Origin of the sequence: Salmonella sp. NW884 (assembly GCF_051700745.1) — a bacterium.
Taxonomy (GTDB): Bacteria; Pseudomonadota; Gammaproteobacteria; order Enterobacterales; family Enterobacteriaceae; genus Salmonella; species Salmonella enterica.
Window position 1 is genome coordinate 756,354 of sequence record NZ_JAMMDE010000001.1, and the last position, 24,837, is coordinate 781,190.

A 24,837-nucleotide genomic window follows, 5' to 3' on the forward strand; every position below is an offset into this window, starting at 1 on the left:
TATGGAACAGGATGATCGTCTGCTCAACGCTATGTTTGAGATGTGCAACCACAAAAATCCCCTCAATGACGGGCAACGCGAATGGCATATCGCCGATATTCCCGGCCTACTGCGCGAAGAACGCTATGACGAACTGGACGAACGCTACAACCAGGCGCTGACGGAGAGCTTTACCAGCCGCGAAGCGGAAAAGCGCTATTTCTTCGCCTGGAATCAAATGGACAACCCTTTTTACGATATGGACACGCTGGTTGAGGCTGGGCCGCAAGGATTAGCGCTGATCAAAAACTGGCAGCGCGCTCGTCCCCGCTCCACTCACGCCTGGCTTGCCGAGGCGCAATACTGGAATCACCGTGCGTGGCTGTATCGCAGCTATGGCTGGGCGAGAGAAACCACCCGAGCGATGTGGATCTGCGCCGCCGCCTGCAACGAACGGATGGTCATCGCCGTGCTCAATGCTATCGACTGTGAACCGCGCCAGTGGATGGCGGCGGCCCTGACCAGCACCAACTCAAAAGTCTTCGGCCAGCCCGACTGGCTGGTTGAGTTCCTCGAGGGCGCGGATGTTGCCGGGCAGCCATTAATGGAAGATCTGGCTGAATATCATCGCCATTCACCGCAGGAGGTGGATGCGCTGATGGCCCATTCCGGGCTGTCGTTTGCCGACGCGGTTTGCCCAAATTTGCCGCGCCCGTCCGTGCTGCCGGAGTGCAATGACGATGCCGGGCAAAAATACTGGCTCGCCGTCTGCCTGGCTATTTTCCCGACGGCATTTTACGTGCTGGATGAATATATCCCGTTTCGTATGCCGCGCTGGGGAGGGTCTCACGAGGAAATCCGCGAATTTCTGGAATCAAGCGTATGCGATCACCTTTCTGCCGCAGAACGTGAACATCTGGAGCTATTGATCTGGTGGGACGATCACCGCGATCTGCGCATCAAAGAGGTTGACTCCCCGGCAGAACAGGAACGCATTATCGCCAAAGCCGAAGAGATTAGCCTGCGAGCGCATATCCAGGAATCTCGCCACAACGCGCTGAAGTGGCTGCGGGTCTGCTATAGCGATCTGGACGATAATGACGCGCTCTGGCGAACCCTTCAGCGTTCGATCGCGGAAAAAGTTAAGCTCAACAATTACTTCTCTGATGACACGATAAAGTTCGCCCTGCGCGATTTTCCTGACACCTGGTGGATGTATAATTTTCTCTGTCACAATGCGCAGCAAACGGAATTCGCAGTGCCGAAAATCCGTCGTGGCTACTTTCAGTACGCCGGGCTATTGGGTTTCGAAAAGGATGAGGCGCAAGGCCTCGCCTGGCTCGATAGCGTCGCCGACATTCAATATAACCATAACTGGCGGGCGGCGATTAAAAATTTCGACTGGTTCGGGCTCCCGGAACATTTCGTGCCGCTGGCAGAGCTGGGCGCACAAAGAAATATACCCGCCGCGCTAAACTTGCTGGGCCTTGAACACAATAATAAAGAGAACAACGGCCTACTACCTTACGATCCTGCCATCGCGTTAGGGTATTTTCAGCGCGCGGCGGAGATTTTGCACCGGCAGTTAGCGCTGCGCGAGAGCACCCCGTACAAATTAATAGATAACGGAGGCTATACCGACTATGAAAATGACCTGCAAAATATTCATTTCAGCATTGGCATCTGCAACCAGCGTCTGAGTAAACAAGAACCTGATACCGAAAAACGTTCCGCTTATGAAAAAGAACTGCTCGATAATCTCTGGCTGGCGCATCAGTACGGGCATAAAGAGGCCTGGGGCTTGTTCCTGCTGAATATTTTTGAAGTGAAGGATATTACGCTGGCGCATAAGCATCTGGAACTGGTGCAACAAGAAGCCAACAAAGGCACGCTACACGCTATGGTGACCCTATCGCGCCTGCATGGTAATAAACACGATCGAACACTGTTTAATATGAAGCTAAGCGCACGCTGGGCGCATTTTGCCTTCACGCTTTACCCGGATAATGAAATCGTTATGGACTGCCTGGACCACCTGCATTTCGATTCTTTCTGGAAACGCTTCCGTTTCGCCTGGTATACCGTCCGTATCCCGAATTCAGAGCTGCCGGGACAGGTCAACTCAATGGTGTAAGGTGGTTTACTCCCCTCTCCCACGGCGCTACAATGCCCGCCCTTAAAGTGAGGACTCTCCTCAAGCCGCCTCATCAGGTGAGGCGGATCTGACCTGTCATCAGAACGAGAAAATGATGTTTAAACCAGAACTTCTTTCGCCGGCGGGAACGCTGAAAAATATGCGTTACGCTTTCGCTTACGGTGCCGATGCCGTCTATGCGGGCCAACCGCGCTACTCTTTACGCGTGCGTAATAACGAATTCAATCACGAAAATTTGCAGCTTGGCATCAACGAAGCCCACGCGCTCGGAAAAAAATTCTACGTGGTGGTGAACATCGCCCCGCATAACGCCAAGCTCAAAACCTTTATCCGTGACCTGAAACCCGTCGTCGAGATGGGCCCGGATGCGCTGATCATGTCCGATCCAGGGTTGATTATGCTGGTACGCGAGCACTTCCCGGCAATGCCGATTCACCTGTCGGTACAGGCTAACGCCGTAAACTGGGCGACGGTAAAATTCTGGCAGCAGATGGGGCTGACCCGTGTGATTCTCTCCCGCGAGCTGTCGCTGGAAGAGATTGAGGAAATTCGCCAGCAGGTGCCGGATATGGAAATAGAAATTTTCGTCCACGGCGCGCTATGCATGGCCTATTCCGGCCGCTGCCTGCTTTCCGGCTACATCAATAAACGCGATCCGAATCAGGGCACCTGCACCAATGCCTGCCGTTGGGAATATAACGTGCAGGAAGGAAAAGAAGACGTTGTCGGCAACATCGTGCATAAGCACGAACCGATTCCGGTACAGAACGTTGAGCCGACGCTCGGTATCGGCGCGCCGACGGATAAAGTATTTATGATAGAAGAGGCCCAAAGACCGGGCGAATACATGACCGCGTTCGAAGACGAGCATGGCACCTATATCATGAACTCAAAAGATTTGCGCGCTATCGCCCACGTGGAGCGCCTGACAAAAATGGGCGTCCACTCGCTGAAAATCGAAGGTCGCACCAAATCCTTTTATTACTGCGCCCGTACCGCGCAGGTCTACCGTAAGGCCATCGACGACGCCGCCGCGGGTAAACCCTTCGACCCTACGCTGCTGGAAACGTTGGAAGGTCTGGCTCATCGCGGCTATACCGAAGGTTTCCTGCGTCGCCATACGCACGACGATTACCAGAATTACGAGTACGGGTACTCCGTTTCCGAACGCCAGCAATTTGTCGGCGAGTTCACCGGCGAGCGTAAAGGCCAACTGGCGGCCGTGGCGGTGAAAAATAAATTCTCCGTTGGCGATAGTCTGGAGCTGATGACACCGCAGGGAAATATCAATTTCACCCTGGAACAGATGGAGAACGCCAAAGGCGACGCTATGCCGGTGGCGCCTGGCGATGGCTATACCATCTGGATGCCCGTCCCGCAGGACGTTACGCTGGATTACGCACTATTGATGCGTAATTTCTCAGGCGAATCAACGCGTAACCCCCATGCTAAGTAGTTAATTGCGGTTATTTTTTCATGGCGGGAAGATTCTTAGAAATTGATCACATACCGCTTCGCTCAATGCGGGTATTATTCAACGCGCTGAAAAACATAACCCATAAATGCTAGCTGTACCAGGAACCACCTCCTTGGCCTGCGTAATCTCCCTTACGCAGGCTTATTTTTTGCGTATAATCAATAAAAAAGTGGTACTTCCCGCCATATCCAAAATTGACCACACTAACCAAAGCGCAAATGGGCGCTTAGGTTTACAGACCTCCCCTATTCATGGCCAGCCAGCAAGTCACAATCCTCCCCGCATCCGGTCAGACTCAGGACTTAGCATTCTGACGTTTACGTTTAACATCAGTGAATTAAATCAATAACTGCTTTGTGAGAACTTACACAAAAAGTTTCCAGGTTATTAAATTAAGGTTAAAAACTGATAATTTAAGCGTGTAAAGTTATGGCACGTTTTAATGCCGCTTTTACAAGGATTAAAATAATGTTTTCCCGGATTAGAGGTTTGATTTCATGTCAAAGTAATACTCAAACCATCGCACCTACGCTCAGTCCACCCTCATCAGGCCATGTAAGTTTTGCTGGGGTTGATTATCCTCTATTACCACTAGATCACCAAACGCCGCTCGTTTTTCAGTGGTTTGAACGCAATCCAGATAGATTTGGTCAAAACGAAATTCCCATTATCAATACGCAGAAAAACCCTTATCTTAATAATATTATCAATGCTGCTATAATAGAAAAAGAAAGAATTATTGGTATTTTCGTTGATGGCGATTTTAGCAAGGGACAAAGAAAAGCATTGGCAAAATTGGAACAAAATTATAGAAACATAAAGGTTATTTATAATTCTGACCTTAATTATAGCATGTATGATAAAAAGTTAACGACGATTTATTTAGAAAACATCACCAAACTGGAAGCTCAGTCAGCAAGTGAACGAGATGAGGTCTTGCTTAACGGGGTAAAAAAAAGCCTGGAAGATTTCTTGAAAAACAATCCGGAGGAAACGCTTATTTCATCTCATAATAAAGACAAAGGTCACTTATGGTTTGACTTCTACAGAAATCTTTTCCTGCTAAAAGGAAGCGATGCCTTTCTGGAAGCTGGTAAACCTGGTTGTCATCATCTGCAACCAGGCGGTGGGTGCATATATCTTGATGCAGATATGTTACTTACTGATAAACTCGGTACTTTGTATTTACCTGATGGTATCGCTATCCATGTAAGTCGTAAAGATAATCATGTTAGCCTTGAAAATGGAATTATTGCTGTTAACCGCAGCGAGCATCCAGCATTAATAAAAGGACTCGAAATTATGCACAGTAAACCTTATGGCGATCCCTATAATGATTGGCTCAGTAAAGGGTTGAGGCATTATTTTGACGGTTCTCATATACAAGATTATAACGCATTTTGCGATTTCATTGAATTTAAACACGAAAATATCATTATGAACACAAGCAGTTTAACTGCCAGTTCTTGGAGGTAATCATGATAGCCTTGTTTTACTCACCCTTCCCACCGTCACGTATAATCGGTATCCAAATTTATTCCTTTATCCTGTAAAATGTGATACAGATTCTCCATTGATCTAATAACTACCTCAATTTCACATTCAAGTTTCTCTACAGAACTTTCATTGAGTGAGAAGTTGAGAGCCAGTAATAATGATTGGGAGTTATTATCATAACACAAATGTGGTCCATTATTCTCTGCAAACCATAAATTAGCATTGAGAAATTCAAAAGCAAGATTATTATTATCCGGAGGTCTTCCGCAAAAACCGTATATCATTATATACTCGCTGTTAGTGCTTGTTAGTAAGATACGGTAACGGTTATCTATAATAAATGAGCATAATCTGTTTTCGTCAAAGACAATTGAATCGGCATTTAATTTTAGTGAAAACTGTCTTAATAAGCGATCGGCTCTTGAATACATAACACCCCATACTCTATTTAAAGAGTTTCTATATAAGCCATAAGCCTCTGGTCTGGACGCTTAACACCCCGTGTCATCGTCAGAATTCGTCTTTTCCCTATGACTTGCTGTGTTTGCTCATTTATGGCCAGGCTGGCCGGGTTCTGACGCCATTTGCGCTAAGGTATAGTCCGGCGCATATTCCCATCATACCAATTCCCCCCATGCCAAACGATGCGCCTAAAACCGTCAGAGCGGTAGTATATGCAGCACCACTACTGACACTGGCGACAGCCCCTGAGCATACCCCACTGAAAATACCTGTAAACAATGCCGTGGTTCCCACGCATATTAAACATCTGGGTTTATTGCCGTAAGCGTTAAACTCAACGATTTCAGCTGCCGGACTTTCTTCATTACACCGTTCAGAAGGGGGGAGCAATGGCGTTTGCGCATTCACGCCCGAAGTGACATTCATATAAACCTCTTCATGCACATGCCTGTTTATGTTTATGAAAAAAGCGATACCTCAGGCAACGGTACGACTATAAGACACCGCGCTAAGTCATCATCTAAATAGGTTTTATTTGATAACAAGAATAGTGTACTGCTAATAGTGCGCCTTGTTCCTGCCAAAGCAGTCTAAAGAACATTTCGATTTTATGCTATTAAAAAGTATGTTTGGTAATAAATATCAGGTTTTTATCTGATATTATGAAGTTTGAAATTAATACTGATAACTGACGTATGTTCGTCTTGTTAATTCTCCGTTTCGTTATCAAAGGCGCTATATCGGAAAGCGTCTGACTACCCCTTGTGATTTCCTTGCACTCTCACAAGCGCTACTCAATGCGCATACCGGCATCTCTCTTGTCGCCATTTGCCTTAAACCATGCTTCGCTTACCGCTGCGTACAGCAGGAAGAAAAACGGTAAAGCAATAAGTGCGCAACATTTCAATTTTCATCCTGTTCTGACCTCGCTTTTTCATTTCTGCTATACACTTTCTGGAGATTGTTGTTCAACCTATTAAGGCATAACGGATGGCTAACTTTCCCGCCAGCTTACTGATCCTCAATGGCAAAAGCGCTGATAACCAGCCGCTACGTGAGGCCATTACTCTACTTCGCGACGAAGGTATACAGATTCACGTTCGGGTAACCTGGGAAAAAGGCGACGCGCAGCGTTACGTTGATGAAGCCCGTAGACTGGGCGTTGAAACGGTGATTGCCGGCGGCGGAGACGGTACCATTAATGAAGTGTCGACCGCGCTCATCCAGATCCGCGACGGCGTAGCCCCTGCACTGGGCCTTTTGCCGCTCGGCACTGCCAACGATTTTGCCACCAGCGCCGGTATTCCTGAAGCGCTGGACAAAGCGCTGAAACTGGCGATTGCCGGAAACGCGATGGAAATTGATATGGCCAGGGTCAATGATAAAACCTGTTTTATCAATATGGCGACGGGCGGTTTTGGCACCCGCATTACCACTGAAACACCGGAAAAACTTAAAGCCGCGTTGGGCGGCGTCTCCTATCTTATTCACGGTCTGATGAGAATGGATACGCTGACCCCTGACCGCTGCGAAATACGTGGCGAAAACTTTCACTGGCAGGGAGATGCGCTGGTGATCGGCATCGGCAACGGTCGTCAGGCCGGCGGCGGGCAGCAATTATGTCCCACCGCGCTGATTAACGACGGGCTGTTACAGCTGCGAATTTTTACCGGCGAAGAGCTACTTCCGGCGCTGTTTTCCACGCTCACGCAGTCAGATGACAATCCGAATATTATTGACGGCGCCTCGGCGTGGTTTGATATTCATGCGCCGCATGAAATCACGTTTAATCTGGATGGCGAACCACTCAGCGGACAAGAATTTCATATTGAGGTGCTGCCAGGCGCATTACGCTGTCGGCTGCCGCCAGACTGCCCGTTGCTACGTTAATAACATCTGTCGCTGGCCGGATGCGCTCACATCCGGCTTTTCTTCGTTAAACTCAGGCGATGGTGACTTTGCTATCCAGATAGACATCCTGTACGGCGTTAATCAACTTCACTCCGTCAGCCATCGATTTCTTAAAGGCTTTACGTCCCAGAATTAGCCCCATTCCACCGGCTCGTTTGTTGATCACCGCGGTACGAACCGCGTCGCCGAGATCAGTATCGCCGCCGTCCGCGCCGCCGGAGTTGATAAGCCCGGCGCGTCCCATATAGCAGTTCGCCAACTGGTAACGTACCAAATCAATCGGGTTATCGCTGGTCAGTTTGCTGTACACGCGATCGTCGGTATAGCCGAAGTTGACCGCTTTATAACCGCCATTATTCTCGGCCATTTTCTGTTTCACAATATCCGCGCCAATCGTAGCGGCCAGATGGTTGGCTTGCCCCGTCAGGTCAGCGGATACATGGTAATCAACGCCGTCTTTTTTAAAGGAAGAATTACGCAGGTAAGCCCACAATACGGTCACCATACCCAGCTCATGCGCACGCTCAAAAGCGGCGGAGATCTCTTCAATCTGGCGACGAGACTGTTCCGAACCGAAATAGATCGTCGCGCCTACCGCCACGGCGCCCATATTGAACGCCTGCTCAACGCTGGCGTACAGGGTCTGATCGTACTCTGTCGGATAGCTCAATGTTTCGTTGTGATTCAGTTTGACCAAAAACGGAATACGGTGCGCATAGCGCCGTGAAACCGAGGCCAGTACGCCGTAGGTAGAGGCCACGCAGTTACAGCCGGCCTCAATCGCCAATTCAACAATGTTTTTTGGGTCAAAGTAGCGCGGGTTGGCCGCAAAAGAGGCGCCGGCGGAGTGCTCCACTCCCTGATCGACGGGCAGTATCGAAAGGTATCCTGTTCCCGCCAGGCGTCCAGTATTATAGAGCGTCTGCATATTACGCAGAACGGCTGGTGGACGATTATTGTCAATCATCACCCGGTCAACGTAATCCTTGCCGGGTAGATAAAGCTGATCGGAAGGAATGGTCATACAACGATGCTGTAAAAGGCTGTCGGCGTCTTTGCCAAGCAACTGCGCAATATCAGTCATAGCTATGCTCCCGTAAGTTCCGATAGGGTATCGGAAGGTGAATAGTCCTGCCCCGCAGATTGCGGGTCGCAATAAGCCTGGTACTGACCGACTATTTTTGCCAACTTTAGCGCATTTTTTCGGCGCTATCTGCTGACTCGATTCACGTCAGAAAAAGTGTTAGATCGGTCAAAATTAATGCTCAATGGTATTTAAAAGGTATTATTAAATGGTATTGTCATGGCGTACCTTACCTGTCATGAAGGATTCAAAAATGAAAACGACCTTTAAACTGTCGTTCATGATGTTCGTGGAGTGGTTTATCTGGGGCGCCTGGTTCGTCCCCCTGTGGCTATGGCTAAATAAAAGCGGGTTTTCCGCCGGTGAAATAGGCTGGTCTTATGCCTGTACCGCCATTGCGGCGATCCTGTCGCCGATTCTGGTCGGCTCCGTTACCGACCGTTTTTTCTCGGCGCAAAAAGTCCTGGCAGTACTGATGTTTGCAGGCGCCGTGCTGATGTATTTCGCGGCGCAGCAAACCACCTTTGCCGGATCCTTTCCGCTGCTTCTGGCCTATTCACTGACCTATATGCCGACCATCGCGCTGACAAACAGCATTGCCTTCGCTAACGTACCGGACGTTGAACGCGATTTTCCACGCATTCGCGTTATGGGTACCATTGGGTGGATAGCCTCCGGCCTCGCCTGTGGATTCCTGCCGCAAATGTTAGGCTATAACGATATTTCTCCCACCAACATTCCACTGCTAATAACCGCCGCAAGTTCAGCGTTGCTGGGCGTCTTTGCGTTCTGTCTGCCAGACACGCCGCCAAAAAGCACCGGCAAGATGGATATTAAAGTGATGCTGGGGCTGGATGCGCTGATCCTGCTGCGCGATAAAAACTTTCTCGTTTTCTTCTTCTGTTCCTTCCTGTTTGCGATGCCGCTGGCCTTCTACTACATCTTCGCTAACGGCTATCTGACGGAAGTGGGAATGAAGAACGCCACCGGCTGGATGACGCTCGGCCAGTTCTCTGAAATCTTCTTTATGCTGGCGCTGCCCTTTTTCACTAAGCGCTTTGGTATTAAAAAGGTATTATTACTTGGTCTTGTTACCGCTGCGATCCGCTACGGCTTTTTTGTCTATGGCGGCGCGGAAACGTACTTCACTTACGCCCTGCTGTTCCTCGGTATTTTGCTGCACGGCGTAAGTTACGATTTCTACTACGTCACCGCCTACATTTATGTCGATAAAAAAGCGCCGGTTCATATGCGTACCGCTGCGCAAGGGCTTATCACCCTCTGCTGTCAGGGATTCGGCAGCCTGCTGGGCTATCGTCTCGGCGGCGTGATGATGGAAAAAATGTTTGCTTATCCGCAACCGGTTAACGGTCTGACATTCAACTGGGCGGGCATGTGGACGTTTGGCGCAGTGATGATTGCCGTCATCGCGCTACTGTTTATGATTTTCTTTCGCGAATCGGACAAAGAGATCACTGCTATTGACGATCGCGATATTGCGTTGACACAAGGGGAAGTAAAATGAAAGCAGAACGTATTCTCGGTGCTCTTTACGGGCAAGCGTTAGGGGATGCGATGGGAATGCCCTCTGAGCTGTGGCCGAGAACGCGCGTCAAAGCGCATTTCGGCTGGATTGACCGCTTTCTGCCCGGCCCAAAAGAAAATAATGCCGCCTGCTATTTTAACCGCGCGGAGTTTACGGACGATACCGCAATGGCGCTCTGCCTGGCCGACGCGCTACTCGAATGCGAAGGCAACATTGATCCCGAGATTATTGGACGTAACATCCTCGCCTGGGCGGAACGCTTTGATGCGTTCAATAAAAATGTACTCGGCCCGACGTCAAAAATTGCGCTGAATGCGATTCGCGACGGCAAACCCATCGCGGCGCTGGAAAATAACGGCGTGACTAACGGCGCGGCCATGCGCGTTTCGCCGTTGGGCTGCCTGTTGCCGCCAACTAACCTGACAGCCTTTATAGCAGAAGTAGCGTTAGCCTCCAGCCCGACGCATAAATCCGATCTGGCGGTGGCTGGCGCCGTGGTTGTCGCCTGGGCCGTCTCGCGAGCGGTTAACGGCGACACGTGGCAAAGTATTGCCGACTCGCTCCCCGCCGTCGCCCATCAGGCGCAGACAGCGCGTATTACCACGTTTAGCGCCTCGCTATCGGCACGTCTGGAACTGGCGCTAAACATTGTCCGCCACGCCGACGGCGTCGAATCTGCCAGCGAACAGCTCTATCAGATCATCGGCGCGGGAACCAGCACCATTGAATCGGTTCCTTGCGCTATCGCCATGGTGGAGCTGGCGAATACCGATCCTAACCGCTGTGCCGTGCTGTGCGCTAACCTCGGCGGCGATACCGACACTATCGGTGCGATGGCTACCGCCATTTGCGGCGCGTTGCACGGGGTAAGCGCCATTAACCCCCAGTTAAAGCAAACGCTGGACGAGGTTAATCAGCTGGATTTTGCGCGCTATGCCGTTGCGCTGGCGAGTTATCGTCAACGGCGGGAGGCACTATGAACGGCGCACGGTTGCTGACATTATTACCGACCCTGCATACCCGGCGTCCGCTCACCGTTATCGGCGCGGCAGTGATCGATATCATTGCCGACGCCTGGACGTTGCCGCGTCGCGGAGGCGATATTGAACTGCAACAACAGAGCGTCAATGTCGGCGGCTGTGCGCTGAATATTGCCGTGGCATTGAAACGACTGGGGATTGACGCCAGCAATGCGCTGCCGCTGGGCCAGGGCGTGTGGGCGGAGAGGATTCGCCGCCGTCTGGCAAAAGAGGGATTATCCAGCGTGATTGACGCGGTTGAAGGAGATAACGGCTGGTGTCTGGCGTTAGTCGAACCGGATGGCGAACGCACGTTTACGTCTTTTAGCGGCGTGGAAAACCAGTGGAATGCGGACTGGCTGTCGCAGCTCAGGACACCGCGGGGCAGTCTTGTCTACCTGTCCGGCTATCAACTGGCCTCGTCCTGTGGCGAACCACTGATCCAGTGGCTGGAAACCGTCGACGATGTAACGCCTTTTATCGATTTTGGCCCACGAATCGGCGATATTACAGAAGATGCAATGGCGCGCATTATGGCCTGCCGGCCCATCGTCTCCCTCAATCGCCAGGAAGCCATCATCGCTGCGGAACGCGCCGGGCTTGCGACCGATACGCGCACTTTCGGCGAAGCATGGGTAAACCGCTTTTCCGCGCCGCTGGTGGTGCGCCACGATAAAGACGGAGCGTGGTATTTTAGCGCGCAATCTTCCGGCGTTGTGCCAGCGTTTCCGGCAACCGTGGTGGATACCATCGGCGCGGGCGACAGCCATGCTGGCGGCGTGCTGGCAGGACTGGCGTCAGGCTGGTCGCTCGCGGATGCCGTACTGCTGGGAAATGCGGTGGCGAGCTGGGTGGTCGGGCATCGCGGCGGCGACTGCGCGCCCACGCGCGAGGCGCTACTCCTCGCACACAAAAACGTATAGGTCGCTACGACAATAACTGATGCTGTATTCAATAGGCCGCTGCTGCTGATCGAGCGCCACCTGCTTAATCACCAGCACCGGCACTTTACCATCCATTTGAATATGCGACTGAAACTCATCATCCGGCATCCGGGCGCTGACGCGAGATCGGGTACGCTGAGGGTAAATGTGCTGGCGACGAAAATAGTCATACAGAGAAATACCAATCGCGTCGACATCATGAATCAGATGCGCGGGCACCCAGGACTCTTCAATCGATACCGCGTCCTCATCAACATAACGAATGCGTTTGAGTAAAAAGACGTCGCTGCCTGCGGGGATCGCCAGGTGCTGCGCGACCTCATCCGGACAACTTACCACGCGTTTGTTAACCCATAGCGTATCCGGTTTTTTGCCGCGCAAGACAACCTGCTGAGAAAATCCCCGCGCCTCTTTCAGGGAATATTCAAAGATATTATTGATTTGCGTACCGTAGCCGCGGGCGCGCGTGACGACACCCTCTTCTTCCAGCGCCTGCATCGCTTTTCGTACCGTGATGCGCGAGACGCCGGTAAGCTGGCTGAGATCGCGTTCGCCAGGCAAAATATTACCGTGCTCAAGAATACCGCTGCGCACGGCATCCTTTACCGTCTGGGCGAATTTCATGTATAGCGGCGTATTATCCGCCGCTGAAATTCGTTCATTCAGTTGCGCGATGAGCCGGGTATGCGCTTGTTCCATTTATCTTTCCTGACGACGGGTCTGTAGGCAGTATACTACCACCACGCGTGGAAATGATGTACCGGACCAATGCCCTTCCCCACTTCCAGCGTGTCCGCCTGCGCCAGCGCCGCCGAAAGCCATGCCTTCGCCTCGTTTACCGTCTCTCCCCAACTGCGATGTCGGGGCCGTAACGCCGCCAGCGCCGCCGACAGCGTACAGCCCGTCCCATGCGTATTTTTGGTGTTCACACGCGGCGCGCTAAAACGCTGCTCGCCCTCGCGGGTAAAGAGCCAGTCCGGGCTTTGCGCATCCTCTAAATGCCCGCCTTTCATCAATACCGCCTCACACCCCATCGCCAGTAACGCCCGCCCCTGCGCCAGCATCTCCTGTTCCGTACGCGCATGGGGCGCATCCAGTAATGCTGCGGCTTCCGGCAAATTAGGCGTAATCAGCGATACCTGCGGCAACAGCCGGACGCGTAATGTTTCTATCGCAGAGGGCGAGAGCAGCGGATCGCCGCTTTTCGCCAGCATCACCGTATCCAGCACCACATTACGTACATGATGGCGCTGTAGTCGCTCCGCCACGGCCTCGACAATATCGGTTTCCGCCAGCATGCCGATTTTTGTGGTATCAATGCGCACATCGCTGAACACGGAATCAAGTTGAGCGGCGACAAAGTCCGGCTCTATCCGGTACACCGACTGTACGCCACAGGTATTTTGCGCCACCAGCGCGGTGATGACCGAACAGCCATATGCGCCCAGCGCGGAAAAGGTCTTGAGATCCGCCTGGATACCGGCCCCGCCGCTGGGATCGGTGCCGGCAATCGTCAGCGCGTTAATTCGTTGCATTGGCCGCCTCCACATCCAGATGATAGAGCGCATCAAGAAAAGCCGGGATGAAGCTGCCCGGTCCTTCGCTACGCTCTGCCGCGGCCTGTCCAGCCAGTTTCATCCAGCAGCAAGCCGAAGCGACATTGTCCAGCGCGGCGCCCGGTAACGCGCAACTGGCGGCGACGACCGCCGACAACGCGCAGCCGGTGCCTACAATGCGAGTCATTAACGGATCGCCGCCGGGAATGCTCAGCGTGCGCTGACCGTTAGTGACGTAATCTACCTCTCCGGTAACCACAACGATGCAGTCTATCTGACGCGCCAGCGCCTGCGCCGCAGGCAGTGCGGCCAACGCCGCCTCGGTGGTATCTACGCCGCGTCCGCCCAGCGCCATGCCGGATAACGCCAGGATTTCCGAGGCGTTGCCGCGTATTGCCGCCGGGCGCAGGGACAAGAGATCCAGGCAAAATCGCCGACGAAATTCCAGCGCGCCCACCGCGACAGGATCAAGCGTCCACGGCGTTTTGGCATCATAAGCGCTTTCTACCGCCGCACGCATCGCGTCAGCGCGTGAGGCAGTTAATGTTCCGACATTAATCAGCAAGGCGTTGGCGATGGCGGCAAACGGTCTGGCCTCGACAGGATCAATCACCATGGCGGGTGAAGCGCCCAGCGCCAGCAACGTATTGGCGGTAAACGTTTGTACGACGTCATTCGTCATACAGTGCGTAAGCGGGGAGAGCGCGCGAAAGTGTTTTAACGTATGCGCCGCAAGCGTGCGGCAGTGCAGGTCAGGCTGCATGGTTCAGCTCCTGCCCGCGTGAAGAAGGGACACGAGCAGTGTCAGACTTCCCTACGCTGGCATTATCCAGATCAGGTGGTACGGGTATTTCTCAGCCTTCACAAAGAAGGGCACCCCGAGTCGTCAAGCCCCACCGTGTTAAGCGGGGTTTCGCTATTAAGCATACTGTCTGCGCCAGACAATGTAAATTTACAGCCAGCCGCGGACGATAATTTCAGCGTTATCAGATAGTTCTCAAAACCTATTCGGTTCTGGCAAACTTGCTGGCGGATATGTTGCTGCACGACGCTTTCGTTTACACTTTTTACGAAAAGGGGCGTGAGATAACAAAATAGCGCTTGTCAGATACGCCACCAGCAGAAATGATACACACGATGTTAACTGACCCGCATATGTGGAGGGTAAAAGTATGAAAAGTAAGTTGCTGCCTTGCGCGCTGTTGCTTGCAACCAGTTTTGCATGGGCCGCCCCCGCGACAACGGGCATTGATCAATATGAGTTAAAAAGTTTTATCGCCGACTTCACCCACTTCAAGCCCGGCGATACCGTTCCGCAGATGTACCGCACCGATGAGTATAATATTAAACAGTGGAAATTACGTAATCTGCCCGCGCCAGATGCCGGTACTCACTGGACCTATATGGGCGGCGCGTATGTACTGATTAACGATACCGATGGAAAAATCATCAAAGCCTATGATGGCGAGATTTTTTATCATCGATAAAAAAGCACACTCTCCGTTAAGGAGAGTGTGCTTAGCATTGATTACTGATAACTTGTAATAATATAAACACTACTTTTTACATTGCCCGGTTGGACGTTACCATATTTATAGTATTGTACACCCAGCTTCAGTTCTGAAGCTTCAGTCATTTCTTTATTATACCCTAACAGTTGCCTTTTCTCATCAGAGTTTACATGAATAAGGTTATCATTAAGGAAAATTTTAAACCCAACATTTTTTGCACTATCGGCGCTTGTTAATTCATTTGCCAAATAATCTCCATTGGTTGCTGAAACGGCAGAAAAATGATAATTTACAATACTTGTCGTCATTCCCAGCCCTCCATCACATGTAAATTTCAGTGCATCAGGAAAGTATTCGACCTGAGCATTACCAGCCAACAGATCACTTAATGAAATAGGAGGCAACGTAATCTCATTATTAGACAAAGAACATGTTGTCTTAGTAAAAAATATTTTTATCGGCACTTTAAAACTATATTCATGATTGGTGTTATCATGAGCACAAATAACTGCACCATGACAATCCAATGGTTTAACTTTGATATAATTTCCTAACAAAAAAGCTTCACCTGCAGATTTGGCTTCAATACTATTATCATCTGCCTCCACTTTCACCACCTTAGCCAACACCTTGTATTTTAAGTTATTGTTTAGTTTACTGGCTTGAGAAGTCTCATTGGCTTTTTGTTTTCCTGTTTGGCTACCATCAACAAACAATGTCACATCAACATACAACCTATGTCCGCTACCATCATTTATTTTATATCTTACAGTCTCCCCATTACCACTTGAATACGTTGTCTTAAAGCGGTTTTCTACAGCAGTCCCTCCCATACAATGGAATCCAGAGAAAGAATCTGGAAATACCATTGATACTTCTTTTTCAAAAACATTCCTGCTATCTAATTTAATTTCAATTACATCCTCTATTTTTGTATTACTAGCAGATTCCGGATTTATAATATAACAATACGCTTGCAAATTTGAAGATATAAAAATCATAAACAACATCAATAAATATCTCATGAAATTCCTCACCGACAAATATAAACTTTACTTTCATCAATCGTTTTGCCGAAAGTGATTGAGCATGAAAGTCCCTGTTGTTTATCAATCGCCACATTTATTTCCGGCGGTACTTCATTGGTGCGAATAAAGAGCTGGCTTCCCTGGCCTACCACGCCAATATTATGTCCATGAATATCCTCTACTTCGTAACCAAAGGTCAGCGGTGAACCATCGGGACGCTGCGCCCGGATATACCAAGGTTTACGTTGGTCGGTATCAAACGTCGCCAGAACGACTGCCCCCCGATATGGGGCTGTATTACGCCGATTCCCTTGCAGATCGGTTTCACTATTAGTGTTGGAGACATCCAGCATCAAGTGGTTTTCACGATACGGCGTTAAACCATCATAGACCACCACGCCATTACGGTTGGTGGTACGGTATTTCTGCCCGTTCACATACGCCCCTTCCAGACCCGGCGCATGCATCACGGCAAACGTTTCCGACAGTCGGTTGGCTAAATTCACGCCACCAGACCAGGCTACCAGGCCACCTGAAATACTGCCGCCAGTTTGCGTGTATTTAGAAGACTGACTGTAGCTACCGTTAAGCGTGGCGACCGGCGCATTCCACGTCAGATTCCCGCCAGCCGTTGTCTCGCTGTCCTGCCGTTGATGGCTGAGATTCACCCCATAGTTAAACTGATCGCGACTGCCTGCGGTGCCGGAAAGCCCGGTATTATTTGACGCAAAACCGTCATCATCAAAGGTCGTTGAGTTAGACACATACAAATGCCTGCGCGGAGCGCTAATATCATCTCCCCAATCGAACGGAATAGAGATGAAGACGTTAAAACGCTTATCTTCGTGATGATCTTCATCGTAAGTCTGGCTGGCGGAAAAGGTATAGCTAATCCGTTGCCAGCTATTGGAATAGCTCAGCTGATAATCTTTACTGTTACCGCTACGCCCCCAATAATCACGCCACAGCGTGCTCAAAGATACAGAGCCCCAGCCCTGCGGCAAAGATTGGCTGACGTTCGCCGAAAAACTGTTCTTACGACCAAAATCGTTCTGATAATAATCCGCAATGTCGTACACATCATTTTCATCACGATCATAGCTGTCTTTGTTATTGGCCCAAACGTGATCGTTAAACGTTCGGTAATCTCGTGACGAGTAACGATAGGCAGCAAGCCCAAAACGGGTGGCGGTTTGCGTCAAATACTTGTTATAGGCAATCTGGTAACTTTGCCCGTCAAACACATCACCATTGTCTTGCTTGCTATGCGATTGTGTCATATCGACGGAAATCGCGCCGATACGCGTATTCCAGCCAGTACCCAACGTAAATGCATTGTAGTTATCCGCCAGCATGGTGCCGCCGTACAGCGTTAAGAGATTATTCAGCCCGTATTGGTAGCTCATCTGCGCAAAATCGGTCTGGTTGCTGGCGCCTTCGATATGGCTACGCCCTGCCGCAAAATCATATTTTGAAACACCCGGCTGCAACATATTGGGCACCGCAGCATAGGGCACCAGATAGGTTGTTACCGATCCGTCAGCCTCTTTGACGCTAACATCAAGATCCGCACCGCCGCCTGCCAACTGTAAATCCGCAATAGAGAACGGGCCTGGCGGAACCTCTTTCTGGTAAACCACAAAACCGTTCTGTTCGATGGTGACCAGCGCGTTACTTTGCGCAATCCCCTGCACCAGCGGCGTAAAATTCTGTTTTGAGTTCGGCAGCATCTGCATATCGCGATACAGCCGTACGCCACGAAAACGCACCGCATCAAAAATATCTGATGAGGTATACATATCCCCGGCACGCAGAGTGCCCAGAATTTGTGGGATGCCGCGCTCCAAATACAGGGTGTTGCTTTTCCACTCCCCGCTGCTGTCATCGGTTTTGTTATAGCTGGCATCGGAATGCAGCTGCCAGCCCAGCAGGTTTAACCCGCTGGTGAAACGCGCGTAGGTACTTTTACTGTTGCCAGAATCCTTATAGTCGCTGTAATACTGGCTGGCATAGTACGAGGTATAGAAGGCATTAATGCCACGATCCCAGTTTTCCGGAGGAACATACCCTTGCTCAAGTTCATCGACAAACGCCTGCGGAACGCTAAGATCCAGACGAAACGTGCCAATATTCCAGGCATAACTGCCCCCTTGTACCGCCTGCTTCAAGGTTGGGCATTCATTCTGCTTGTCCAACGCTTGTATATTTATCCCCAGACGCGTTAATGCATCGCGGGATAAACAGGTGTCATCCGGATTATCCTTAACAGTAATATCATACTTACCACGCCACTGCTTATTGACGTAGATGTCAATATCATATTGTCCTGGCAGGGGTTGGTTATCATCGAGGCGAAAATCAGAAACCCGCTCACCTTTCATTCCACCCATCATAAAATTTGTATCAAACGTTTCTTCTGCGGCATGGGCGTCAATGCCGAGTAGCAACAGTAATACCGCCGAAGCAATCGGAGTCATCCTTAACATAACCAGCTCCTGTTATTTTAAGCTGACGTTATCGCTAATATAATTACCGTGATCGTCAATAATGGTCATTTTATACTGATTGGCATTAGCACTTTTTAATGCCACATCTGCACTGGAGAGCGGTGCAAGCATAATACTTTCGTTATTTATTTTAACACCATTAACTTTAACTTCTATTATCGTGACCCAATTAGCTGTATCATTCTGAATAGAATAACTACTAGCAGTACGTTTCATGGACAGTTTCTGAAAAGTACCTCTATTAACTGGGGCAATTCCTTTAGGCCGATAGAATAATTTGATGCGATTCTGCATTGCAAATTTCAATACATTTTTACCGGTGCTATTTGGATTGTTTGGTGGAATATCCAGCACGTTGAGATAAAACAAACTTTCTTTATTATTTGGTAGCATATTTGGCATTTTTTTAATTTTAATCTGCTGACCTGAATCCCCAGCCACCTTCGCAACAGGAGGTGTTAGCAAAAATGGAACCTTAATCTTTTCCGGTGGTAACGATGTATCTCCATCATCAATCCACGACTGAACCAATGAAGAACGCCCACCCTGATTCATTAACTGCACCAGTACTTCATTTTTCTCTGCTGGATAGATAATGCGAGTACCGTAAATAACCACACCGGCATTTGCCGTTGAAATGAAGAACAGCGAAAAAAAAAGAAGTTTTTTCATGGGTAACTACCTTATAAAAGGCCGGCAGGTTATGCCGGCCTACAAATCAATTATATGCAGCTTGCAGTGTTACGGTAGCGTTCACATCCCCTGACGTTACTGCGTCAGTACCTTGCTTAGCATAATAAACATCCAGTGGAATCGTATAGATCTTATCTGAGTCAAAATCTGTGGCTCCCACGATGATATTATTTGAGCTATGATCAACAGCTTTGTTTTTATATTTCAAAGCAAAACCGACACCTTTAGCACCATCAGGTAACGTATTTCCAATTACACCTTCAGCATCTAAAGTTGGTGCCTTGACAGTAATATTCAGACTTTTTCCTTCTTCAATACCTGGGCAGTAAATTTTGAGATGTGTGGTCTGTTCCGTGATTGGTGTATAAACCGAACCGGGACTCATCGTATCAAATACATTAGTTTCAACCTGACTTAACACCACATCCTCTGAATTATTTCCTGACACAAACTGGCATGATGTTCCAACTACTGTGCCAATAATGTTTAAAGTTCCGGTATCTTCAGCAAACGCCCCAGCACTCATAAATACAGCAGACAGTACAGCAGCAGAAATAATTGAACGTTTCATAGTATCTTCCTTAATAAAATAATTTCTATTTGTTAAGAGGGTTAACTCTTGGATTTAAATTCGCACACCAAAAACGTTACTGCAATGTAAACGTGTTGTTTTATTGATTTAAAACAAGTTACAAATATCAATATAGTTGTAGCAAATAAGTGAAGGTGAGTACTATTTTAAAATTTAATAAATTAGCGTAATTAATTGACAATAATTATTTGTACCGCAAATAAAAAAGCCTCTATCATTCATTTAAATGATAGAGGCTTAATAAACAATATATTTTCTTAGTCGTAGCGATTTAACACTATCTGTCGTGTGGAATCCCCAGGAACAGCGACAATTTCAGTAACAATGCCTTGTGCAGGAGTGGGGGTAACATTGTTAATATCTGTATGATGAAGAGTCTGACCACATCGCTGCTGCACCGTATTATTCACAACATCAGTACTGCATGTTGGTTCAACAACCCTCCCGGTAATGGTTAAGGTTGCCGTATCAGAAGCCAAAGCCTGTAAACTCATTCCATAAGCCAGAGTTATAAATCCCAAGAATAAACTTTTCTTCATTGCGTTCATTATTCCTGTTTTAAGTGGAAAACAGCGTACAAGCCATTTTTCCGTTGAATTATGTATTAACGTCCCTGCTAAAACCAATTGGAATGGTAGATTAATGAGATAGGTTTGATCAATTTAAATGATGCATTGAGGCGAATTATTCAGAAAAAGGCATGGATTATACAGGCAGGATAAACAATATTACGCAGCTTTTCCATTCCATATATTCATCGCATCAATATATCATTGATGCGATGAATAAGATTTAACACCAGAAATTACACCGCGCGGAAGGCGATTTCTCCCGGAATCACTTCACCCTGCCAGTAAAGCTGTGCCGCAACGCGATCGGCCAGTTCGCGATAGATCGCGGTAAATTCGCTCTCCGGACGGCTAACCACCGTCGGCGTACCACGATCGAGATCTTCGCGCAGACTAATATGCAGCGGCATCTGACCCAGAAGTTGAGTATGGTATTTTTCCGCCAGCTTCTGCGCGCCGCCCGTGCCGAAGATCGGTTCGTGATGGCCGCAGTTGCTACAAATATGCATACTCATATTTTCCACAATGCCGAGCACCGGCACTTCCACCTTCTCGAACATCACGATACCTTTTTTGGCGTCGATTAGCGCGATATCCTGCGGCGTAGTCACCACCACCGCGCCGGTAACAGGAATGTTCTGCGCCAGCGTTAGCTGAATATCCCCGGTTCCCGGCGGCATATCCAGTACCAGATAATCCAGATCCGGCCACAGCGTCTCCTGCAACATCTGCATCAGCGCCTTACTGGCCATTGGGCCGCGCCATACCATTGCGTTATCGTCAGTTACCAGATAGCCGATCGAGTTGGTCGCCAGGCCGTGAGACATAATCGGCGCCATATGCGTACCGTCTGGCGATGTCGGGCGCTGATCTTCTGCGCCAAGCATGGTTGGGATCGACGGACCGTAAATATCGGCATCGAGAACCCCGACCTTTGCGCCTTCAGCCGCTAACGCCAGCGCCAGGTTTACCGCCGTGGACGATTTACCCACCCCGCCTTTACCGGAGCTCACGGCAATGATGTTTTTCACGCCATTAATGCCAGGCTGATTTTTGACGCGTTTCAGCGTCGCAATGTTGTACGACAGTTTCCAGTCGATCGCTTTTGCGCCTGTAATACGTAACAGATCGGCGCTGCATTGCTCTTTTAAGACCTCAAACGCGCTGTTCCAGACGAACGGCATGACCAGCTCAACGTGCAGCGTATCATCCATCCAGGCGACGTGGTGCAACGCCTTAAGCGTGGTGAGGTTATGCTTCAGGGTTGGGTGCTGAAAATTCGCCAGCGTCCCGGCGACCATCGCTCGCAGGGTATCTGGTGATTTGGCCTGGGATTGTTCGTTCATCCCGACTCCTTTTGTAGTTCTGAAAAGTACGATTGTAACTTTGTAGTTTACTCCAGCGGTAACAATTATTCATTTACGGATAAATGCCCTTATCGATTGGCGCAGTAATTACCATTTTGGTACTATCAAAGCCCTTTTTTACAACAGAAGAAGTAATACCCACTATGACTCAAGTCGCGAAGAAAATTCTGGTAACGTGCGCGCTGCCGTACGCCAACGGCTCTATCCACCTCGGCCATATGCTGGAGCACATCCAGGCTGATGTCTGGGTCCGTTACCAGCGAATGCGCGGCCATGAGGTTAACTTCATCTGTGCCGATGACGCTCATGGCACGCCGATCATGCTGAAAGCGCAGCAGCTTGGTATTACACCGGAGCAAATGATCGGTGAAATGAGCCAGGAGCACCAGACCGATTTCGCCGGTTTTAATATTAGCTACGACAACTACCACTCAACGCACAGCGACGAGAATCGCGAGCTGTCCGAGCTGATTTATACGCGCCTGAAAGAGAACGGTTTTATTAAGAACCGCACCATCTCTCAACTCTACGATCCGGAAAAAGGCATGTTCCTGCCGGACCGATTTGTGAAAGGCACCTGCCCGAAATGTAAATCCGCGGACCAGTACGGCGATAACTGCGAAGTCTGCGGCGCAACTTACAGCCCGACCGAACTTATTGAGCCGAAATCCGTGGTGTCCGGCGCGACGCCGGTAATGCGTGACTCCGAGCACTTTTTCTTTGATCTGCCGTCATTCAGCGAAATGCTGCAGGCATGGACCCGCAGCGGCGCGCTGCAGGAGCAGGTGGCGAACAAAATGCAGGAGTGGTTTGAATCCGGCCTCCAGCAGTGGGACATTTCCCGCGATGCGCCGTATTTTGGTTTCGAAATCCCGAACGCGCCGGGCAAATATTTCTACGTCTGGCTGGACGCGCCGATTGGCTATATGGGCTCCTTCAAAAATCTGTGCGATAAGCGCGGTGACACGACCAGTTTTGATGAGTACTGGAAAAAAGACTCCGACGCCGAGCTGTACCACTTCATCGGCAAAGACATCGTCTATTTCCACAGCCTGTTCTGGCCTGCCATGCTGGAAGGCAGCCACTTCCGTAAGCCGACCAACCTGTTCGTTCACGGTTACGTGACGGTGAACGGCGCGAAGATGTCTAAGTCTCGCGGCACCTTTATTAAGGCCAGCACCTGGCTGAAACACTTTGACGCCGACAGCCTGCGCTACTACTACACCGCGAAGCTTTCTTCACGCATTGATGACATCGACCTGAACCTGGAAGACTTTGTCCAGCGCGTCAATGCCGATATCGTCAATAAAGTAGTCAACCTGGCCTCGCGTAACGCCGGTTTTATCAATAAGCGTTTCGACGGCGTGCTGGCGGCTGAACTGGCCGATCCGCAATTGTATAAAACCTTTACTGACGCCGCTGCGGTGATTGGCGAAGCATGGGAAAGCCGTGAATTCGGCAAAGCTATCCGTGAGATTATGGCGCTGGCCGACGTCGCTAACCGTTATGTTGACGAGCAAGCGCCGTGGGTGGTGGCTAAACAGGAAGGCCGCGACGCGGACCTGCAGGCCATTTGCTCGATGGGCATCAACCTGTTCCGCGTGCTGATGACGTATCTGAAACCGGTACTGCCGACGCTTTCTGAACGCGTTGAAGCCTTCCTGAACAGCGAACTGAACTGGGATGCCATCGAACAGCCGCTGCTCGGTCACAAGGTCAACACCTTTAAGGCGCTCTACAATCGCATCGACATGAAGCAAGTTGAAGCGCTGGTTGAAGCGTCTAAAGAAGAGGTGAAAGCCGCAGCCGCGCCGGTTACCGGCCCGTTAGCCGACTTCCCGATTCAGGAAACCATCACCTTTGACGATTTCGCCAAAGTCGATCTGCGCGTGGCGTTGATTGAAAACGCCGAGTTTGTGGAAGGCTCTGACAAATTGCTGCGTCTGACGCTGGATCTGGGCGGCGAGAAGCGTAACGTCTTCTCCGGCATTCGTTCCGCCTATCCGGACCCGCAGGCGCTGATTGGCCGCCAGACGGTAATGGTCGCCAACCTCGCGCCGCGCAAAATGCGCTTTGGCGTCTCCGAGGGAATGGTGATGGCCGCAGGACCTGGCGGGAAAGATATCTTCCTGTTAAGCCCTGATGACGGCGCGAAGCCTGGCCAACAGGTGAAATAAGCAACAAGCCGGAGCATGCTCCGGCTTTTTTAACCGCTTAATCCTGACTAGCATATCGCCCCATCCGCGCGTTTTAACTTTTTCCTTAATAAGCAATAGCGTTAAGACTCCATATCCGGACTGCTAAATAACGGCTAAAAGTCATATTCTATCTCTCCCTGATACATTGCTATTACTGGGTTAAATTAATTCATTGAAATTATTTTAAAAACCCAATCATTATATAAAATGGAGTCTTAGATGAAAATTTCTGGCAAGTTATTGTCCGCGGCTTTGGCTTCCGTACTGGTGTTCTCTCTTGCTGGCTGTGGCGATAAAGAAGAATCAAAGACCTTTAACGCAAACCTGGCGGGGACAGAAATTTCAATTACTTACACCTATAAAGGTGACAAAATCATTAAGCAGACGTCTGAAAGTAAAATCAGCTATGCCACTGTAGGCGCTAAAACGAAAGAAGATGCCGCCAAAATTCTCGATCCGCTGAGCGCGAAATATAAAAATATCGCCGGAGTGGAAGAAAAATTAACCTATGAAGATACCTATGCCCAGGAAAACGTCTCTGTGGATATGGAAAAAGTGGACTTTAAAGCGTTACAGCAAATCTCAGGGACGATGGTGTCCGGCGATACCAGCAAAGGTATCAGCATGAAACAAACCCAGACGCTGCTGGAAGCTGCTGGTTTTAAAGAAGCGAAATAACTGGCAGGCATAATGTATTGCATCGACTGGTAAAGTCGCTCAGGGCGCTGCTTCGGCAGCGTCT

At 49.7% G+C, this 24,837-nt stretch carries 22 protein-coding genes and 1 riboswitch; of the genes, 10 read left to right on the forward strand and 12 right to left on the reverse strand.

Annotated features, from left to right (window positions below):
* Nucleotide 1 precedes the first annotated feature (1 nt).
* The 3 genes from NA197_RS03875 (at nucleotide 2) to sseK2 (ending at nucleotide 5,087) form a co-directional block, all read left to right on the forward strand.
* Nucleotides 2-2,113: a DUF4034 domain-containing protein gene (locus NA197_RS03875; protein WP_064042961.1), complete on the forward strand. Its 2,112-nt coding sequence runs from the start codon at nucleotides 2-4 to the stop codon at nucleotides 2,111-2,113.
* Between the two features lie 115 nt (nucleotides 2,114-2,228).
* Nucleotides 2,229-3,590 carry a prephenate-dependent tRNA uridine(34) hydroxylase TrhP gene (gene trhP, locus NA197_RS03880; protein ID WP_064042970.1) on the forward strand — a complete coding sequence of 454 codons (1,362 nt, stop codon included), beginning with the start codon at nucleotides 2,229-2,231 and terminating at the stop codon, nucleotides 3,588-3,590.
* A 450-nt stretch (nucleotides 3,591-4,040) separates the two neighbouring features.
* Nucleotides 4,041-5,087: a type III secretion system effector arginine glycosyltransferase SseK2 gene (gene sseK2, locus NA197_RS03885; RefSeq protein ID WP_077950656.1), complete on the forward strand. Its 1,047-nt coding sequence runs from the start codon at nucleotides 4,041-4,043 to the stop codon at nucleotides 5,085-5,087.
* A 35-nt stretch (nucleotides 5,088-5,122) separates the two neighbouring features.
* Here the strand turns inward: sseK2 and NA197_RS03890 are convergent, their stop codons facing one another.
* A complete protein-coding gene (locus tag NA197_RS03890; RefSeq protein WP_001581072.1) occupies nucleotides 5,123-5,539 on the reverse strand; it encodes a CesT family type III secretion system chaperone in 417 nt (138 codons plus the stop codon).
* Nucleotides 5,540-5,660: 121 nt separating this feature from the next.
* A complete protein-coding gene (steD, locus tag NA197_RS03895) occupies nucleotides 5,661-5,996 on the reverse strand; it encodes a type III secretion system effector SteD (RefSeq protein WP_001581073.1) in 336 nt (111 codons plus the stop codon).
* A 564-nt stretch (nucleotides 5,997-6,560) separates the two neighbouring features.
* Here steD and yegS point away from each other — a divergent pair.
* Complete coding sequence (gene yegS, locus NA197_RS03900) at nucleotides 6,561-7,460, forward strand: lipid kinase YegS (protein WP_001273393.1); 900 nt, start codon at nucleotides 6,561-6,563, stop codon at nucleotides 7,458-7,460.
* 52 nt (nucleotides 7,461-7,512) lie between these two features.
* Here the strand turns inward: yegS and fbaB are convergent, their stop codons facing one another.
* The gene (fbaB, locus tag NA197_RS03905) at nucleotides 7,513-8,565 is read right to left on the reverse strand and encodes a class I fructose-bisphosphate aldolase (protein WP_000129590.1); all 1,053 of its coding nucleotides are present in this window, start codon (nucleotides 8,563-8,565) and stop codon (nucleotides 7,513-7,515) included.
* 253 nt (nucleotides 8,566-8,818) lie between these two features.
* Here fbaB and NA197_RS03910 point away from each other — a divergent pair, with 253 nt between their 5' ends.
* From NA197_RS03910 to NA197_RS03920, 3 genes are read left to right on the forward strand one after another with little or no spacing between them, the layout of a single operon-like run.
* Nucleotides 8,819-10,090: a nucleoside permease gene (locus NA197_RS03910; RefSeq protein WP_438796677.1), complete on the forward strand. Its 1,272-nt coding sequence runs from the start codon at nucleotides 8,819-8,821 to the stop codon at nucleotides 10,088-10,090.
* Nucleotides 10,087-11,091, forward strand: a complete 1,005-nt coding sequence (locus NA197_RS03915; protein WP_000642793.1) for an ADP-ribosylglycohydrolase family protein — start codon at nucleotides 10,087-10,089, stop codon at nucleotides 11,089-11,091. Before NA197_RS03910 ends, NA197_RS03915 begins: the two co-directional genes overlap by 4 nt.
* Nucleotides 11,088-12,053 carry a PfkB family carbohydrate kinase gene (locus tag NA197_RS03920; RefSeq protein ID WP_064042963.1) on the forward strand — a complete coding sequence of 322 codons (966 nt, stop codon included), beginning with the start codon at nucleotides 11,088-11,090 and terminating at the stop codon, nucleotides 12,051-12,053. The genes NA197_RS03915 and NA197_RS03920 overlap by 4 nt, the downstream gene beginning before the upstream one ends.
* On the opposite strand, the gene NA197_RS03925 is transcribed toward NA197_RS03920, so the two are convergent.
* The 3 genes from NA197_RS03925 to thiM are packed head-to-tail and all read right to left on the reverse strand — an operon-like array spanning nucleotide 12,027 to nucleotide 14,393.
* Complete coding sequence (locus NA197_RS03925; protein ID WP_000434062.1) at nucleotides 12,027-12,773, reverse strand: GntR family transcriptional regulator; 747 nt, start codon at nucleotides 12,771-12,773, stop codon at nucleotides 12,027-12,029. The two genes, NA197_RS03920 and NA197_RS03925, sit on opposite strands and share 27 nt — an antisense overlap.
* A 35-nt stretch (nucleotides 12,774-12,808) precedes the next feature.
* Nucleotides 12,809-13,609 (reverse strand): bifunctional hydroxymethylpyrimidine kinase/phosphomethylpyrimidine kinase, encoded by an 801-nt coding sequence (thiD, locus tag NA197_RS03930; RefSeq protein WP_001188957.1) that lies wholly within the window; start codon nucleotides 13,607-13,609, stop codon nucleotides 12,809-12,811.
* Entirely contained in the window at nucleotides 13,596-14,393 is a 798-nt protein-coding gene (gene thiM / locus NA197_RS03935; protein ID WP_001182158.1) for a hydroxyethylthiazole kinase, read from the reverse strand. The genes thiD and thiM overlap by 14 nt, the downstream gene beginning before the upstream one ends.
* 31 nt (nucleotides 14,394-14,424) lie before the next feature.
* A riboswitch (TPP riboswitch) is annotated at nucleotides 14,425-14,521 on the reverse strand.
* A 281-nt stretch (nucleotides 14,522-14,802) separates the two neighbouring features.
* Between thiM and rcnB the strand changes: the two genes are divergently transcribed.
* Nucleotides 14,803-15,117, forward strand: coding sequence for a Ni(II)/Co(II) efflux transporter accessory subunit RcnB (gene rcnB, locus NA197_RS03940; protein ID WP_000837534.1), 315 nt, complete (start codon nucleotides 14,803-14,805; stop codon nucleotides 15,115-15,117).
* Between the two features lie 41 nt (nucleotides 15,118-15,158).
* Here the strand turns inward: rcnB and NA197_RS03945 are convergent, their stop codons facing one another.
* The 6 genes from NA197_RS03945 to apbC form a co-directional block, all read right to left on the reverse strand.
* Nucleotides 15,159-16,166 carry a fimbrial protein gene (locus NA197_RS03945; protein ID WP_023226719.1) on the reverse strand — a complete coding sequence of 336 codons (1,008 nt, stop codon included), beginning with the start codon at nucleotides 16,164-16,166 and terminating at the stop codon, nucleotides 15,159-15,161.
* 8 nt (nucleotides 16,167-16,174) lie between these two features.
* The gene (locus tag NA197_RS03950; RefSeq protein ID WP_000945357.1) at nucleotides 16,175-18,655 is read right to left on the reverse strand and encodes a fimbrial biogenesis outer membrane usher protein; all 2,481 of its coding nucleotides are present in this window, start codon (nucleotides 18,653-18,655) and stop codon (nucleotides 16,175-16,177) included.
* Nucleotides 18,656-18,667: 12 nt separating this feature from the next.
* Nucleotides 18,668-19,348, reverse strand: coding sequence for a fimbria/pilus periplasmic chaperone (locus NA197_RS03955; protein WP_000734580.1), 681 nt, complete (start codon nucleotides 19,346-19,348; stop codon nucleotides 18,668-18,670).
* A gap of 46 nt (nucleotides 19,349-19,394) precedes the next feature.
* A complete protein-coding gene (locus NA197_RS03960; RefSeq protein ID WP_000830494.1) occupies nucleotides 19,395-19,940 on the reverse strand; it encodes a fimbrial protein in 546 nt (181 codons plus the stop codon).
* A gap of 278 nt (nucleotides 19,941-20,218) precedes the next feature.
* Nucleotides 20,219-20,500, reverse strand: coding sequence for a DUF2574 family protein (locus NA197_RS03965; protein WP_001543027.1), 282 nt, complete (start codon nucleotides 20,498-20,500; stop codon nucleotides 20,219-20,221).
* Nucleotides 20,501-20,766: 266 nt separating this feature from the next.
* Nucleotides 20,767-21,876 carry an iron-sulfur cluster carrier protein ApbC gene (gene apbC / locus NA197_RS03970; RefSeq protein WP_001005424.1) on the reverse strand — a complete coding sequence of 370 codons (1,110 nt, stop codon included), beginning with the start codon at nucleotides 21,874-21,876 and terminating at the stop codon, nucleotides 20,767-20,769.
* Nucleotides 21,877-22,040: 164 nt separating this feature from the next.
* Here apbC and metG point away from each other — a divergent pair, with 164 nt between their 5' ends.
* Together metG and NA197_RS03980 are read left to right on the forward strand one after the other, a co-directional pair.
* The gene (gene metG, locus NA197_RS03975; protein WP_064042964.1) at nucleotides 22,041-24,074 is read left to right on the forward strand and encodes a methionine--tRNA ligase; all 2,034 of its coding nucleotides are present in this window, start codon (nucleotides 22,041-22,043) and stop codon (nucleotides 24,072-24,074) included.
* A gap of 240 nt (nucleotides 24,075-24,314) precedes the next feature.
* Nucleotides 24,315-24,773 (forward strand): YehR family lipoprotein, encoded by a 459-nt coding sequence (locus tag NA197_RS03980; RefSeq protein ID WP_000703137.1) that lies wholly within the window; start codon nucleotides 24,315-24,317, stop codon nucleotides 24,771-24,773.
* Nucleotides 24,774-24,837: the final 64 nt, after the last annotated feature.

Coding starts and splice junctions, on each gene's coding strand:
- NA197_RS03955 (WP_000734580.1), bottom strand. CDS start 19,348: ATGAAAAAACTTCTTTTTTTTTCGCTGTTCTTCATTTCAACGGCAAAT.
- metG (WP_064042964.1), top strand. CDS start 22,041: ATGACTCAAGTCGCGAAGAAAATTCTGGTAACGTGCGCGCTGCCGTAC.
- NA197_RS03965 (WP_001543027.1), bottom strand. CDS start 20,500: ATGAAGAAAAGTTTATTCTTGGGATTTATAACTCTGGCTTATGGAATG.
- thiM (WP_001182158.1), bottom strand. CDS start 14,393: ATGCAGCCTGACCTGCACTGCCGCACGCTTGCGGCGCATACGTTAAAA.
- apbC (WP_001005424.1), bottom strand. CDS start 21,876: ATGAACGAACAATCCCAGGCCAAATCACCAGATACCCTGCGAGCGATG.
- NA197_RS03960 (WP_000830494.1), bottom strand. CDS start 19,940: ATGAAACGTTCAATTATTTCTGCTGCTGTACTGTCTGCTGTATTTATG.
- NA197_RS03875 (WP_064042961.1), top strand. CDS start 2: ATGGAACAGGATGATCGTCTGCTCAACGCTATGTTTGAGATGTGCAAC.
- NA197_RS03915 (WP_000642793.1), top strand. CDS start 10,087: ATGAAAGCAGAACGTATTCTCGGTGCTCTTTACGGGCAAGCGTTAGGG.
- NA197_RS03910 (WP_438796677.1), top strand. CDS start 8,819: ATGAAAACGACCTTTAAACTGTCGTTCATGATGTTCGTGGAGTGGTTT.
- NA197_RS03920 (WP_064042963.1), top strand. CDS start 11,088: ATGAACGGCGCACGGTTGCTGACATTATTACCGACCCTGCATACCCGG.
- NA197_RS03980 (WP_000703137.1), top strand. CDS start 24,315: ATGAAAATTTCTGGCAAGTTATTGTCCGCGGCTTTGGCTTCCGTACTG.
- NA197_RS03945 (WP_023226719.1), bottom strand. CDS start 16,166: ATGAGATATTTATTGATGTTGTTTATGATTTTTATATCTTCAAATTTG.
- NA197_RS03890 (WP_001581072.1), bottom strand. CDS start 5,539: ATGTATTCAAGAGCCGATCGCTTATTAAGACAGTTTTCACTAAAATTA.
- thiD (WP_001188957.1), bottom strand. CDS start 13,609: ATGCAACGAATTAACGCGCTGACGATTGCCGGCACCGATCCCAGCGGC.
- yegS (WP_001273393.1), top strand. CDS start 6,561: ATGGCTAACTTTCCCGCCAGCTTACTGATCCTCAATGGCAAAAGCGCT.
- rcnB (WP_000837534.1), top strand. CDS start 14,803: ATGAAAAGTAAGTTGCTGCCTTGCGCGCTGTTGCTTGCAACCAGTTTT.
- sseK2 (WP_077950656.1), top strand. CDS start 4,041: ATGGCACGTTTTAATGCCGCTTTTACAAGGATTAAAATAATGTTTTCC.
- fbaB (WP_000129590.1), bottom strand. CDS start 8,565: ATGACTGATATTGCGCAGTTGCTTGGCAAAGACGCCGACAGCCTTTTA.
- NA197_RS03925 (WP_000434062.1), bottom strand. CDS start 12,773: ATGGAACAAGCGCATACCCGGCTCATCGCGCAACTGAATGAACGAATT.
- steD (WP_001581073.1), bottom strand. CDS start 5,996: ATGAATGTCACTTCGGGCGTGAATGCGCAAACGCCATTGCTCCCCCCT.
- NA197_RS03950 (WP_000945357.1), bottom strand. CDS start 18,655: ATGTTAAGGATGACTCCGATTGCTTCGGCGGTATTACTGTTGCTACTC.
- trhP (WP_064042970.1), top strand. CDS start 2,229: ATGTTTAAACCAGAACTTCTTTCGCCGGCGGGAACGCTGAAAAATATG.